Raw genomic sequence first — 14,257 nt, 5'->3', positions numbered from 1 at the left:
TTAATCACGGTATTTAGTTTTTAAATAAATTATAATAGCAGTAATGGCTGCGGGCGTTATTCCTGATATTCTTCGTGCTATACCGACGGTTAAAGGTTTGTGATAAGTAAGTTTCTCACATACTTCCACAGATAACCCCGATATTCGAGAATAATCAATATTTTGAGGGATTAATAAAGTTTCTTCTTCCTTAAATAACCGTATATCTGCCTGTTGCCTAACTAAATATGAAGAGTATTTTGATTCAATGTAAAGAAATTGTAAAATATTATCGGTTATGCTTGCTAGTTGAGGGAAAATTTTAACCGCTTGGTCTATAGTAAAATTAGGCATTGCCAATAAATCCAACACTGATTTATATGTTCCGTCTTGAGCAACTAATATACCGTTTTTTGCTAATTGACTTGTTGTTAAGGATAAGGAAGCGGCTAGGATTTTTGCTTTTTCAATATCTTGACGTTTTTTTATAAATATTTCTTCTCTTTTTTTCGATGTGAGTCCAATATCTAGGCCTAATTGTGTTAGTCGTAAATCGGCATTATCCGCTCTTACCGACAACCTATATTCCGACCTTGAAGTAAACATCCTGTACGGCTCTACGGTACCAAACATTATTAAATCATCTATCATTACTCCGATATAACTATCTGCTCTAGTTAATATAAAAGGTTTTTGGTTTTTTACAGCTAAAGCAGCGTTAATACCGGCTATGATACCTTGCCCCGCTGCTTCTTCATAGCCGGTAGTACCGTTAATTTGCCCGGCAAAATATAGTCCTATAATTTTCTTGGTTTCTAAGGTAATTTTTAATTCTCGAGGATCGACATAATCATATTCAATTGCATAACCGGGGCGAAGTACTATAGCATTTTCAAACCCCGGTATCGTTTTTATTAATTCAAGTTGAACATCTTTTGGTAATGAAGTAGAAATACCGTTAGGATAAATTGTATAATCATCTATACCTTCAGGCTCTAAAAATATGCGATGTTCAGATTTAGCACTAAATCTAACCACCTTGTCTTCAATGGAAGGGCAATATCTAGGACCCGTACCTTCTATTTGACCTGAATACATAGCAGATTTATCTAAATTATTTCTGATAATATCATGCGTTTTGCTAGTGGTTTTGGTGATGTAGCAATTTATTTGAGGAACTTGAATATTAGTAATTAACTCAGAAAAAGGACGAGGGATTTTATCTCCCGGTTGAAGCTCAACTTTACTATAGTCAATGGTGCGTCCGTCAATTCGTGGCGGCGTACCTGTTTTTAACCTACCAAGCTTAAACCCTATTTTTTTTAATGTAGTAGATAAGCCGTAAGAAGGTTCTTCATCGACTCTACCGGCTGGAATTTTCTCTTGCCCTATATGAATAAGACCCGACAAAAATGTTCCTGTTGTAAGAATAACTTTTTTACATAGAATTTTTTTACCGTTTTTTAAAATGACGGCTTGTACTTCCTCATTCTTAGTTTCAATATCCTCTACCGAGTTATAAAGTAAGGTTAAATTTTCATGGTCTGTTAATGCGGCTTGCATTGCTTTTTTATAAAGCTTGCGATCAGCCTGAGCACGAGGTCCCCACACCGCCGGTCCTTTGGTTTCGTTCAGCATTTTATAATGTATGCCTGCCTGGTCTATAACTCTTCCCATTAAACCGTCAAGAGCATCAACTTCTTTAACTAAAGTACCTTTAGCAATCCCGCCGATTGCAGGATTACAAGACATTTCACCAAGATTTTCCGGTTTTAACGTAATTAAAAGCGTAGTAACGCCAAGACGTGCCGAAGCAGAAGCGGCTTCCGCACCGGCATGCCCTGCTCCGATAACTATTACGTCATATTCAAGCATTAAGTTATTCTATAATTTCATTTTTAGCAAAGAAAAATTTTATTTCTCTTTTAGCACTATCTTGATTATCGGAACCATGAATACTATTAGCTTCAATTGATTCACCGAGATCTTTCCTAATGGTGCCGATTTCCGCCTCATTTGGATTAGTAGCTCCCATAACCTTACGATTTAAAGTAATAGCATTACTGCCTTTAAGGACTTGCAGCACTACCGGACCGGAAGTAATATATTCAACTAAGCTATTAAAAAATGGTCTTGTTCTATGTTCATCATAAAAACACTCAGCTTGATATTTTGTTAAAATAGTCATTTTTTGTGCTACAATTTTTAAACCGGCTTTTTCTAAATAAGCGTTAAGTTGACCGGTTAAATTTCTTTTTGTAGCATCCGGTTTAATCATTGAAAAAGTATATTCGATTGTCATTATTAACCTTTTTTATAGTTTATTAAAATTTTATTTTGACGGCTGTTTTTTTTGATGTATTAGCAGAATGATTCCATGTTAAAGCAAACAAACACGCTCCTAAAAAGGCCGATATACTAAAAAATATAAATACACCGTCCCAGCCCCAATTATCACTTATCCATCCGACACCTACTCCAGCAATCGCCGCTCCTAGATAGCCGAACAAACCGGAAAAGCCGTTAGCGGTGCCGACAGCTTGCCGAGTACTAAAGTCAGCAGCGGCAACTCCTACTAATAACTGAGGACCGGATACAAAAAAACCGATTAAAGCAAGAATTGCAATACTTAATATTTCACTTTGCATAGGAATCTGCCAAAATAAAATAAGCGTAATACTAAGGATCAACATATATATTGCCCCGACAGGACCGCGACGTCCTTGAAATAATTTATCGGACATTGAACCGGCAATAATAGCCCCGGGTATGCCGATTACCTCATAAAAACCTATCTGCCAGCCTGCATTTGCAAGGCTTATATTTTTTAACTGCAATAAAAATGTCGGTGCCCAATAAATTATCCCCGAACGTATGATATAAACAAACATATTCGCTAAGCAAACATACCAAATTAATTTGTTACCGAACACCATTTTAAGTAAGGCAGGCGTTAATAAACGTTCATAATCATTTAATGTTTGAATTTCACCTTCCTTATACTCTTCAACCGTCGGAAGCCCTACTTCTTTCGGAGAGTTCCGCAAACGATTAAATAAAAATAACGAAACTAGACAGGCAATTATTCCCGGTACGAAAAATGCTGCCCTCCAACCGTAACTTTCAACTAAATAACCGCAAATTACCATTGCAAGGGCACCGCCTATTTGATTAGAAGTAGCACCTAAGGCCCATTTAGTTCCAAGCTCTTTGGGTGCAAACCAATGCGTTAACATGCGTGTTGCCGGAGGCCAACCCATTGACTGAAACCAACTGCTTATAATCCATAAAATACCGATTACTATTAAGGAATCGGCAAAACCTAAGGCTATAGTAATAATACCTACGACTAAAAGCCCGGACACCATAAATATACGAGCGTTAGCCCTGTCACTAATAAAACCGTTACAAAACTTACTAACACCGTAAGTTATAGAGGACGCTGTTAATATCCAGCCGATTTGAGTTTTTGTAATGCCAAAATAGTTTATTAAAGCAGGTGTTGCTATACTAAAATTTTGTCGACAAAAATAAAAAGTTGCATAACCGATAATGATAGAATACAAAATTCTCACACGCCAGTTATTATAGTTCTTCACGAACGGTGTTCTTGGGCTTTTAGCTTTAGATTTCGTATTCATGCTATGCAACTTAATAATTAAAAAAGAAAAATATCATTATACAGTGTCATACCGTGATCAAGTCGGTATTGTTGCATGGCTCTAAAAAAGTGCTGTATGTCATTCCCGCGAAGGCGGGAATCCAGAGAATATTTAAGCGAATTATGTAGTAAATTTTTATATAATTTTGCTTATTTTAAGTGTTTTTTCTGGATTCCCGCCTGCGCGGGAATGACATCAAAAATTCGAGCCATGACGATTCCGGCAACCATGCAACGAAGTTCGTTTCTCCTTCACAGACCTAGCTATAAACAATTATTTAGTAGCTATCAAAGTTTGATATTGTGTATTTAAACCTTTAACCGCATATAACCATAATATTACTATTATAAAAAATATAGAGGCAAAAAACGGTGTTGCTTCAACAAAGCCAAAAGCCGGAAATAAAATAAAGAAAGTCGATTGAATAACCGCCCCTCCTGATTTACCAAGCCTCCCGCCTATAACCTCAACGGCAGCTTGCCCTTTTACTCTTAAATCTTTATCAAGCGGTATATATGCCATATTTTTAGTGGCGTCAAATAACGAATATTTCACGCTTTTACTTAAAACATTTTGAATCATACCGATCATAACCGCTAATGCAAGCGGTCCCGAAGCCAACACACCGGTGAGATGCATAGCAATAACATTGTCGAAGAAAATAAAAACAAAGAAAGCAATACCGGTAATTAACATCATTAAAGGCGTTATCATTGCTGCCGTCATCCATGATACTTTTCTTAAAATATTACTCCCTATAATCATGAAAGCAATTGCTGCCCAACCTTGATAAGCTTGGAATTGCCCCATATACATCGTATAGGCTTCTTTTGTTGGGTGTAATTGATAAACTTTTGATTTCCAAACACCTTCTACCAAATTTACCGAAACACTGTAAGCTATAAGTAACAGTGCAATAAAACCGATATATTTAGAAGCAAAAATCATTTTAAAGCTTTCGACTAACGACAATTTTGCTTTACCTTTTTTCTCTTTAACAAGAGCAGGATCGTAAAGCCTTGGATCGGTAAGAACGTTCTTGTTCATCCATCTATATAACAATAGAATAACAAAACTACTTGCTATCATTATCATAAATAAAGGCGTAAATTTTAAATGCTCGGCAAATATTTTAGTTTTTTCATTTAAAAAATGTAAGATAATCCAAGAAGTAAGAGGCAAAGCCAAATTAGCAAGTAACCCGAACATTGAATAGAAACGCCTTGCTTCTTCAGTTTTAGTAATTTGGTTAGCAAATTGCCAAAATAGCAAGCTTAGCATTAATGTTCCCCAAAGTTCCGACATTGCATAAAAAGATGCATAACTCCACTTGCCGATTATTCTAATAAACCATTTAAAATTTGGGTAGCTGCTGCTCAAAGAAGCTATATATTCAGGGTTGGGATGAATTAAATCAGGATACGGATATAAAACAAAAGCAAACAGCACAAAATATACTAAAAAGAATAATGTTACCGTATAAAAAACATTTTCTTGTTTTAAAATATCACAGAGCTTGACGTAGATTATCATGGCAAGCACCGCCGACGGCAAAACTATATAGGTTTTCAAGAAGCTTATAGCTTCAGGCCCGATAGCGGTTACTACAAAACCGTCTTTAATCGAACGAAGTGTCGAATAGTTTAATAAAATACAAAACATCATAAAAGCCATCGGCAAGAATTTTTTGTTTTCATGCCACTCAATCGGCCAAATTATTCTTCTAAGCTCTGAAATATAATTATTATTTTTGTCGGCATCACTTTTTGTGGTACTCATAAGTTTAAATTTTCCTCTTAAATTCCCTGTTAAAATCGATCAGTATTATACTGATATATATTAAAAAAGTCAATTCCAATGATTATTTACCTGTAAATTGCAATATTAATATCACCCAATTATTCTTACGTATAATTTTTTTTAGGCTCAAACCCTATTGCTTGATAAGCATCTTTAACGTGTTCCATTTGATAATCAAGAAATCCCGATAATATCAGATATCCTCCAACTTCAATTATTGAGCCGATTTGGCTCGATAATTCAATTAACGGCGACGCTAAAATATTACCGATAATTAAGTCAAATTTAGTATTTTTATGTTTAGAAAGTAAAATTTTATCTTCACTATTTTTATAAAAAATTACCTTAGCCCGGATATTGCATGAAGTGAGATTTAAAGTAAGAAATTGAGTAATTTATAATATTAGCAATGATACTTTTGTAAAAATTTTGCCAAAAAGTGCTTTGAAGCCGTTATTTTCAAATTTTAGATGTAATGCCCCTTACCCCATTTTTTCTAAGCACCGGGAACAGTGCTAATCTAGGTTATTCTAATGCTAATTTCTTCATCACATGATTCCATACCTGTCGGTAAGGATATGATGAAGATAACAAAAACTTAATACGCCTAGTATTACGGATAATTACTACCCCAATTTTTAATAATTTTAAACGTATTGTACCTATTTGTGCTTTTGCTAATGCACTACCTTGTAATAAATTACCTCTGATATATTCTACTAAAGTGTATGCAAGACCCGATAAAATCATTCTGAGCTGATTAGCCCACCATCTATGACAAGAAGTACGATCTGCAAATAATTCTAGTTGTTGCTCTTTTATACGGTTTTCCATATCACCACGACCACAGTAAACTTTGTCGTATAAATCTTCAGGTTTATCTGATAAATTAGTTACTATATACCTTGGATTTTCTCCAAGCATTGTCATTTCTGCCTTACCAATTATTCTACGTTCATGACTCCAACTACCAGCCTTATATGGAAACTCACTAAAAAGACGTTGCTTTTCTTGGGTTATAATAAATGCTGCTTTTGACTTCTCCATTGTAGGTTTCAGTAACTCATTTAGTCTGTTATTTTGGGGCATTCCTACAATATATTTTATATTATGAATATCACACCAATCAAACATCTGATGACGACAAAATCCACTATCACCACGAAAAATAATCTTTACCTCTGGCCAAGCTTGGCGAAAACGTTTTACTAACAATGATAATATTGCCCAAGAATGTTTTGCTTGATCCTGCTTTGACGTCCTAAGATAACTAACTAACAGATGCTTTCCACAAAAAACATACAAAGGTAAAAAGCAATTATGACCGTAATAACCATGATAAAACTTACCTTCCTGTTGCCCATGAATTTCATCATCCGTAGCATCAAAATCAAGTATTAGCTGCTTTGGTACTATTTTATGAGACTTAATAAATTTATCAAGCATTAGTTCATGCACTTTAATTGCAAAGTGTCTATCAGCATTGTTTTCTATACGACATAAGGTAGAACTACTTGCCATATCATCAATTGTTTCCATAGCTGTTTGCATAGCAGGACATTTTCGTAGATAATTGTGGTCATTTAAATCTTCATAACCTAATGCAATACCATAAATTCGTTGCCTCAGCATTGTTGCCATATTATGGGTAATTTTACTACCATCTCGTCTATCAGGAAATATTTTAGCAAGCTCCTCTGTTATACCAAGCCTTTTATCTGCTTCTCTTAATAACAACACACCTCCATCGCTACTAATATCACCTCCAGTGAAATTTATCTCTATTGTCCGATTTTTTACTTTGGAAAACTGGTAACTATATGCTATACAATTTGTCATGACAAAATCCTTTGTATTATTCTAATGAAATACCAGTATTATACAGCTTTACGAGGATTTTGTCTCCTATATCTCATGCAATATCCGGGTTAGAGTCATTAAATTTAGCATTTTCCTTAGCTATTTCTATCGCTATTTTATCAATATCGCAGGCAAAAATTTGTGCTTCCGACCAAAGTTTTTCGGCTGCAAAAGATAATATCCCCGTGCCTGTGCCGATATCTAATATTTTACGCATTTGCGTATCCGCTAGCTGCTCAATAGCCTCAAGGCATCCTAAAGTGGTTTCGTGCTGCCCCGTTCCAAAGGCTCTTGAAGCTTCAATAAGTAGCGAGGTTTTACCTTTAGGACATTTATCTAAATGTAATTTTGTGCTAATAAAAAAACGCTTTGTTTCTATTGGGGTCAATTGGCTTTGATAAAACGCTACCCAATCCTTATCCTCGATTCTTTCTAGGTAAATATCCTTGATAGTTTCAAGATTATTATGTTTTGCTAATTCCTGAATTTGTTTTTTTAATAGTGACAAATTAGGTTTGCGGTTATAATAAGCCTCAAAATTCCAAATATCATCAGGCTTTGATTCAATAGTATCGGATTTGATTTCGCACATCGACGTAGCACTAGCACTTTCTGCAAAAAATTCTTCAAAAATTTCAATATCACGATATTTAATATTAAAAAAAACTTTAAAAGTATCTTTTAATTGACTATACGATGTAATCATGGTGTATTATTAATTATTCTTAAAGTATAACTGTATTTTTAAATTTTTGCAATTTTTTAAATATTATAAAGAGATTTATATGATGAAAAACAAAGCCGTAAGTGTCGCTATTTTGACAATATTATTATCAAATGTAAATAGCTTTGCTGAGTTGCCTAATTCTACACTGCCGAAAACAGATTTAACAAAAGCAGATTCAGCGAAGGCGTCGGCAAATAACACTGATGCATCACAAAAAATAATAGATGATTTTCAGGCTTATGCAGGTAGTATTAAGCCGGAAATACGCACAGAAATAAGAAAATATAGGGAAGAAATAGTGGCGATTAACAAGAAAAAATGTGATTTATATAATAGTTTATCACAAGAAGCACAAAGTTTTTTAATCGAACAACAAAAATATAAGAAAAAAATCTCAATTGTAGAAGAAAATCAAGCAAATAGCCCTTCCTCGGATAAGCTAGATAAAAACAAACCAAAATAACGGCTTAAGTAATTAAAATTGCGGTTCTTGTGTGGATAACTTAACTCATTGCGAGCGAATGAAAGTGTTTGTTGCATAGCTCTAAAAAATTGTCGTGTGTCATTCCCGCGAAAGCGGGAATCCAGAGAATATTTAAGCGAATTATATAGTAAATTTTTATATAATTTTACTTATTTTAAGTGTTTTTTCTGGATTCCCGCTTTCGCGGGAATGACATCAAAAATTCGAGCCATCCAACAACGCCGGAGGCATCATAGTACCGACGCAGTAATCCAGGCTATCCGAATTACACTAAAGAACTCTACTCAAACGGTTTCACTACTACCATAGTGACGGCTACAACCATACAAAGTGTGGGAATCTCATTAACAAGACGATAAAATTTTTCGGAGTGGGTATTTTTGCCGTCGGCAAAATCTTTCCGCCACCTGGCAAGTAGCCCGTGAAAAATAGTTAAAATTACGACAGCCAGCATTTTAACATGAAACCAAACACCTAGTGCAACTATTCCGTAAATATAAGCATTTATGATACCGAAAATAAAGGTGCTGATCATGGCTGGATTCATAATAATCCGTATTAGGTTCTTTTCCATTAATTGCAGCATTTTATCTGCCTCTCCACCGATTTTTGCCCTAGTGTGATAGATATACAGTCGCGGTAAATATAACAATCCTAGCATCCAAGATATCGCAGATATTAGATGAATTGATTTAAACCATAAATAATAACTTGCCATTTTTTAATACTTTTTTGGTTAAGCATGCTCGGTGTCATTCCCGCAAAAGCGGGAATCCAGCCTTACTTCTAATATTATTTCTTACACAAACACATTGTAAAGTTTTCGGGGCATATTTTTTTACCCTCGGCACTTATTATTAAATTATTAACTTGTTTATTAGGTTTAGCATTAATTAATCCTAATACTATTTTTGTTAAACCATTAATAAAATTTTTATTTACTCTAAGCGTCGGTATGCGAGTATAAGCAATTCCGTGTTTATCTGCAATTAATTTATATTCTATATCAAGCTCTACTAAAGTTTCAACATGTTCGGAGACGAAAGCAATAGGCACTATTATTAAATTTTTCTTTACCGTTCCGGCTATCTCTATTTCATCTTCGGTATTGGGTTTTAACCACTTTACCGGTCCTACTTTACTTTGATAAGTTACTTTATAATCCAAATTATCGATATTTAACTCCTTCACTACCAACCTTACGGTTTCCTCTATTTGCCATTGATAAGGATCGCCTGCCGTTATTATTTTTTCCGGCAAGCCATGTGCCGAAAACAATATACGAAAATTACCTTTATTTGCTAAATATTTTTTGATTAATGAAACATGGGATTTTATAAAATCTGCTTGCCTTGGGTAACAACAAACCGTTTTTATCGGAATATTGCCGTTGAAATTATTTATAAAATCTTTAACGGATGAACCGGTAGTAGTAGCTGAAAATTGTGGATATAACGGCAATAAAATTATCTCTGACGGTCCATATTTTTCTATTTGCTTAATTACTTCTGTCGATATCGGCGAAAAATAACGCATGGCTATAAAAATACTGAAATCTTCTTTTATAGTTTTTTGTAGTTCCTTCGTTAATGCTAATTTCTGAGCTTCCGTTTCAGCTAGTAAAGGCGACTTATTACCGATTAACGAATAGATTTTTTGAGATTTTTTATTTCTCGTGATAGAAATTATTTTAGCGATGACAAAACGCCAAGGATTCGGCAGGTTAATAATTGCCTTATCGTAAAATAAATTAAATAAAAACGGCTTTACCGATTTTAAACTATCCGGTCCGCCTAAATTGAAAAGGATAATAGCTATTTTTTTTGACATTTATTTACCCGACAATATTTACCGTATTATGGTTATTACAAGTACGGTGTCATACCGTGATCAAGTCCTCTAGTGTACGAACGTTGCAAAAACCGTCATTGCGAAGCCATGAAGGGCGTTGTTGCATGGCTAGAACTTTTGATGTCATTCTAGCTAAAAGCGGGAATCCAGAGAATATTTAAGCAAATTATATAGTAAATTTTTATATAATTTTACTTATTTTAAGTGTTTTTTCTGGATTCCTGCTTTCGCAGGAATGACATATAGCACTTTTCTTAATCCATGCAACAACGCTGACAAGCCACGGAATGACAGATTTTTACCTCTTTATTTAAACATTCGTACACTAGTAGGTCAAGCCACGGTATGACACCGTACACTTTGCAAAAATTCGATCCATGCAACAATGCCCACAGAACCTAGCCCGGATATTGCATGAGATATAGGAGACAAAATCCTCGTAAAGCTGTATAATACTGGTATTTCATTAGAATAATACAAAGGATTTTGTCATGACAAATTGTATAGCATATAGTTACCAGTTTTCCAAAGTAAAAAATCGGACAATAGAGATAAATTTCACTGGAGGTGATATTAGTAGCGATGGAGGTGTGTTGTTATTAAGAGAAGCAGATAAAAGGCTTGGTATAACAGAGGAGCTTGCTAAAATATTTCCTGATAGACGAGATGGTAGTAAAATTACCCATAATATGGCAACAATGCTGAGGCAACGAATTTATGGTATTGCATTAGGTTATGAAGATTTAAATGACCACAATTATCTACGAAAATGTCCTGCTATGCAAACAGCTATGGAAACAATTGATGATATGGCAAGTAGTTCTACCTTATGTCGTATAGAAAACAATGCTGATAGACACTTTGCAATTAAAGTGCATGAACTAATGCTTGATAAATTTATTAAGTCTCATAAAATAGTACCAAAGCAGCTAATACTTGATTTTGATGCTACGGATGATGAAATTCATGGGCAACAGGAAGGTAAGTTTTATCATGGTTATTACGGTCATAATTGCTTTTTACCTTTGTATGTTTTTTGTGGAAAGCATCTGTTAGTTAGTTATCTTAGGACGTCAAAGCAGGATCAAGCAAAACATTCTTGGGCAATATTATCATTGTTAGTAAAACGTTTTCGCCAAGCTTGGCCAGAGGTAAAGATTATTTTTCGTGGTGATAGTGGATTTTGTCGTCATCAGATGTTTGATTGGTGTGATATTCATAATATAAAATATATTGTAGGAATGCCCCAAAATAACAGACTAAATGAGTTACTGAAACCTACAATGGAGAAGTCAAAAGCAGCATTTATTATAACCCAAGAAAAGCAACGTCTTTTTAGTGAGTTTCCATATAAGGCTGGTAGTTGGAGTCATGAACGTAGAATAATTGGTAAGGCAGAAATGACAATGCTTGGAGAAAATCCAAGGTATATAGTAACTAATTTATCAGATAAACCTGAAGATTTATACGACAAAGTTTACTGTGGTCGTGGTGATATGGAAAACCGTATAAAAGAGCAACAACTAGAATTATTTGCAGATCGTACTTCTTGTCATAGATGGTGGGCTAATCAGCTCAGAATGATTTTATCGGGTCTTGCATACACTTTAGTAGAATATATCAGAGGTAATTTATTACAAGGTAGTGCATTAGCAAAAGCACAAATAGGTACAATACGTTTAAAATTATTAAAAATTGGGGTAGTAATTATCCGTAATACTAGGCGTATTAAGTTTTTGTTATCTTCATCATATCCTTACCGACAGGTATGGAATCATGTGATGAAGAAATTAGCATTAGAATAACCTAGATTAGCACTGTTCCCGGTGCTTAGAAAAAATGGGGTAAGGGGCATTACATCTAAAATTTGAAAATAACGGCTTCAAAGCACTTTTTGGCAAAATTTTTACAAAAGTATCATTGCTAATATTATAAATTACTCAATTTCTTACTTTAAATCTCACTTCATGCAATATCCGGGCTAGAAATTCACCCTAATTTTTAAGCTACCTTGTTGGGCAAGATATTTATTTGCAATGTTAACATTGTAATTAATACCATACTCCATCATTTTATATTTAGCAGTCAAACCGCCCCCAACATTAAAGCTAATTTTAGCCTGGTTAATTTTACTGTTTGGGAACGGATTTGTCATGCCCGGTAACCTTGCATCAACGAGCTGTGATTTATCTTTAAAATGACGATGAACAAAACTATATAATTCCGGAGTTAGGATCATATGACCGGTATTGATGTTTTTAGAAGCTCTAAAACCAACTATTCCTTCAACTAAGTCGGAAGTTGCACCTTTAACCGTTAAATTTTGGAACGAAGTACCGGTCTCAAGATAGCTAGCATCTCTAGATTTAGAATATCTAATACCTATCATCGGCTTTAAGTTTACTGCTTGGGAAGACAAATAATCATACCCTGCCAAAATCTGTCCGGTATAAGAATGCGATCTATGTTTGCCGATTGCCGTTTGATAACTCATTACTCCGCCCGCCAATATCACCGGACGTTGCGAATAATTTTTAACTAAACTATTACTATATAAGGCAATACCGCTAAAGAATAAATTACTATTCGGTACGTCATATAAGCCGTATAAAGAGTAAATATCGCTCTTAACTCTATTTTCATCACCGAGCTTATCGTTTTTATGCTTCATTATCGTATAAGCTCTAGTATAAGATGTGCCGAGTAACAAATCGTCGGTTACAAAACCGTCAAATCCGACGGTAGCACCTCTTGATTTGGCTTTGTAATCATTCACGTCACCTTTTATTTTCTGCTCACTATTACCGATAAAAGGACTCACCCATACACCAAGCTTTGTTTCCGTTTCATCACCTGCCGCTTCTGCTACAAAATTATTCATTCTCGTATTTAGGGTAGCGTTCACTATATTATTTACTTTTGTATGTATACGAACGACAGTCGATGGATTGATCTTATTTTGGATCAGGGGTTTTATTATTTCCGGCGTCCTATCTTTATCAACACGACCTAATTGATTTACAACTTCACCAACTGCAGGGCTATATTGATGTTTTTCTACTACATCTTTATCATTATTATTATCGCTAAGTAATGCTTCCATAGCTTCTTTCACGAGCGGATCGTGAATTTCTTTCACCTCTTTCTTTAATACTTCCTTAGATGTATCAGCAGCAGATATAGTCAGTGACGACTCATCTATAAACCATTTAACAAAACGATTTTGTTGATCGTTCAGGGTAATATTAATTCTATCGATAGGTAGAACTACTAGCCCGTTGCCGTCTTCCGAAGATATTAACCGGTATTTAGTATTTTCATCTATCTGGGTAATATCTATAGCAGGAGCAGTAAAATTAATTTGTAAATCCGTTACTTGCGATAAGTCTATTTTACTGCCGGCTGTAATTAATATGTTACCACAGTCTTGGGTTTCTGCATCATAATTTGCTAAAATAGTTAACTGATCTGAAAAATTAGCCTGCCCCGTATATGTTATTTGCGAAGTACCTAAACTAATCGTGGTACCGCTACCGGTTAAATCACTATTAAAAGCAAGGTCGTCAGTAGCCATTATAACAGCATCGTCGGCTATTACATTCGTTGCGGTTATATTACCGACAAATTTTGTTGTCGAGCCTTTTGATAATGTAATATTACCGTTACTATTAATGGCACTATTAAAACTTGTCACACCGTTTGTTGTAATGTCACCGACCGGATTTGCCGCCGTCCCAACCACACCGCTAATGCTACCGCCGTTAGTGAAGTTTAATTTTAAAGGCTCGCCGCCGGTTGAGTTAATAGCACCGATTAGGTTAACCCGGATATTGCATGAAGTGAGATTTAAAGTAAGAAATTGAGTAATTTATAATATTAGCAATGATACTTTTG

14 protein-coding genes are annotated in these 14,257 nt (G+C 34.8%); 4 read left to right on the top strand and 10 right to left on the bottom strand.

Features of this window, described 5'->3' with window-relative positions; all coding sequences use genetic code 11:
- The 3 genes from mnmG to AAGD48_RS00215 are packed head-to-tail and all read right to left on the bottom strand — an operon-like array spanning position 1 to position 3,620.
- On the bottom strand, positions 1-1,854 hold the full coding sequence (gene mnmG / locus AAGD48_RS00225; RefSeq protein ID WP_341789982.1) for a tRNA uridine-5-carboxymethylaminomethyl(34) synthesis enzyme MnmG: 1,854 nt from the start codon (positions 1,852-1,854) through the stop codon (positions 1-3).
- 4 nt (positions 1,855-1,858) lie between these two features.
- On the bottom strand, positions 1,859-2,281 hold the full coding sequence (ndk, locus tag AAGD48_RS00220) for a nucleoside-diphosphate kinase (RefSeq protein WP_341789981.1): 423 nt from the start codon (positions 2,279-2,281) through the stop codon (positions 1,859-1,861).
- Between the two features lie 22 nt (positions 2,282-2,303).
- Positions 2,304-3,620, bottom strand: a complete 1,317-nt coding sequence (locus tag AAGD48_RS00215; protein WP_341789980.1) for an MFS transporter — start codon at positions 3,618-3,620, stop codon at positions 2,304-2,306.
- A 210-nt stretch (positions 3,621-3,830) separates the two neighbouring features.
- Here AAGD48_RS00215 and AAGD48_RS00210 point away from each other — a divergent pair, with 210 nt between their 5' ends.
- Positions 3,831-3,953: a hypothetical protein gene (locus AAGD48_RS00210; RefSeq protein WP_341789979.1), complete on the top strand. Its 123-nt coding sequence runs from the start codon at positions 3,831-3,833 to the stop codon at positions 3,951-3,953.
- On the opposite strand, the gene tlc1 is transcribed toward AAGD48_RS00210, so the two are convergent.
- The 4 genes from tlc1 to AAGD48_RS00195 form a co-directional block, all read right to left on the bottom strand.
- Positions 3,915-5,420 (bottom strand): ATP/ADP exchange transporter Tlc1, encoded by a 1,506-nt coding sequence (gene tlc1 / locus AAGD48_RS00205; RefSeq protein WP_341789978.1) that lies wholly within the window; start codon positions 5,418-5,420, stop codon positions 3,915-3,917. The genes AAGD48_RS00210 and tlc1 overlap by 39 nt on opposite strands.
- 125 nt (positions 5,421-5,545) lie before the next feature.
- A complete protein-coding gene (locus AAGD48_RS10580) occupies positions 5,546-5,755 on the bottom strand; it encodes a 50S ribosomal protein L11 methyltransferase (protein WP_410526045.1) in 210 nt (69 codons plus the stop codon).
- A gap of 211 nt (positions 5,756-5,966) precedes the next feature.
- Positions 5,967-7,280 (bottom strand): IS1380 family transposase, encoded by a 1,314-nt coding sequence (locus AAGD48_RS00200; protein ID WP_341789277.1) that lies wholly within the window; start codon positions 7,278-7,280, stop codon positions 5,967-5,969.
- Between the two features lie 73 nt (positions 7,281-7,353).
- Positions 7,354-8,007, bottom strand: coding sequence for a 50S ribosomal protein L11 methyltransferase (locus AAGD48_RS00195; RefSeq protein WP_341789977.1), 654 nt, complete (start codon positions 8,005-8,007; stop codon positions 7,354-7,356).
- A gap of 79 nt (positions 8,008-8,086) precedes the next feature.
- Between AAGD48_RS00195 and AAGD48_RS00190 the strand changes: the two genes are divergently transcribed.
- The gene (locus AAGD48_RS00190; RefSeq protein ID WP_341789976.1) at positions 8,087-8,491 is read left to right on the top strand and encodes a hypothetical protein; all 405 of its coding nucleotides are present in this window, start codon (positions 8,087-8,089) and stop codon (positions 8,489-8,491) included.
- A 301-nt stretch (positions 8,492-8,792) separates the two neighbouring features.
- Here the strand turns inward: AAGD48_RS00190 and hemJ are convergent, their stop codons facing one another.
- Together hemJ and hemH are read right to left on the bottom strand one after the other, a co-directional pair.
- The gene (gene hemJ, locus AAGD48_RS00185; RefSeq protein WP_341789975.1) at positions 8,793-9,230 is read right to left on the bottom strand and encodes a protoporphyrinogen oxidase HemJ; all 438 of its coding nucleotides are present in this window, start codon (positions 9,228-9,230) and stop codon (positions 8,793-8,795) included.
- Positions 9,231-9,304: 74 nt separating this feature from the next.
- Positions 9,305-10,342, bottom strand: a complete 1,038-nt coding sequence (hemH, locus tag AAGD48_RS00180) for a ferrochelatase (protein WP_341789974.1) — start codon at positions 10,340-10,342, stop codon at positions 9,305-9,307.
- A 512-nt stretch (positions 10,343-10,854) separates the two neighbouring features.
- On the opposite strand from hemH, the gene AAGD48_RS00175 reads away from it, so the two are divergent.
- Positions 10,855-12,168, top strand: coding sequence for an IS1380 family transposase (locus AAGD48_RS00175; protein ID WP_341789277.1), 1,314 nt, complete (start codon positions 10,855-10,857; stop codon positions 12,166-12,168).
- A gap of 176 nt (positions 12,169-12,344) precedes the next feature.
- Here AAGD48_RS00175 and AAGD48_RS00170 read toward each other — a convergent pair whose 3' ends face one another.
- Positions 12,345-14,057, bottom strand: a complete 1,713-nt coding sequence (locus tag AAGD48_RS00170; protein WP_341789973.1) for an autotransporter outer membrane beta-barrel domain-containing protein — start codon at positions 14,055-14,057, stop codon at positions 12,345-12,347.
- 13 nt (positions 14,058-14,070) lie between these two features.
- Here AAGD48_RS00170 and AAGD48_RS00165 point away from each other — a divergent pair, with 13 nt between their 5' ends.
- Entirely contained in the window at positions 14,071-14,226 is a 156-nt protein-coding gene (locus AAGD48_RS00165) for a hypothetical protein (protein ID WP_341789972.1), read from the top strand.
- The last annotated feature ends 31 nt before the right edge of the window (positions 14,227-14,257 follow it).

The sequence above is a fragment of the Rickettsia endosymbiont of Polydrusus tereticollis genome (assembly GCF_964026385.1).
GTDB lineage: Bacteria > Pseudomonadota > Alphaproteobacteria > Rickettsiales > Rickettsiaceae > Rickettsia.
This window is presented reverse-complemented; position numbering and strand designations above follow the sequence as displayed.